Here is a 468-nt window from a genome sequence, read left to right on the forward strand (position 1 = left end):
GGCCAGTACTGCCGGCAACGCAGCCTGCGGCCAGCGCCAGATGAGCGCGGCGTAGAGCGCGAGGAAACCGACAAGCGCAGCCCCATAGGGGTAGGCGAGCGCGAATGCCGCAACGACGATGAGCAGCGGCAACGACATCGCGCGGGAGACGAGCGAAGCGCCGGATTCGTCAGCTGCGGGGACGCGCTGCGAGCGGGATTGCGTGGTAGCAGTGGCTTTCGGCGAGCCGGCAACGGCAGGCGCCGCCCGCGGACTTTTCTGCGTAGCCCAGCGCCAGACGGCGGCGGCGACCACGTACGCAAGATACGCCGCACAGGCGGCGATCAGGATATTGGTGGGGTCGGGCTTGTGCTCGGGAGCGAACAGCTTTCCGGTTTCGACGACAAACGCGAGCGCCACCGCGAACGCAGCCGCAGCCCGCGGATGACCTTGCCGGGCGACTCTTGCCCCGGCGCACCACATCCAGTA

General features: G+C 68.6%; 1 protein-coding gene. It reads right to left on the minus strand.

Going from position 1 to position 468, the window contains the following annotated elements:
• The coding region (locus I6F37_RS38990) for a hypothetical protein (protein WP_225154222.1) at positions 1–399 on the minus strand (399 nt) is incomplete at its 3' end.
• Between the last annotated feature and the right edge of the window lie 69 nt (positions 400–468).

Source organism: Bradyrhizobium sp. NBAIM08 (assembly GCF_020193935.1).
Classification (GTDB): domain Bacteria; phylum Pseudomonadota; class Alphaproteobacteria; order Rhizobiales; family Xanthobacteraceae; genus Bradyrhizobium; species Bradyrhizobium yuanmingense.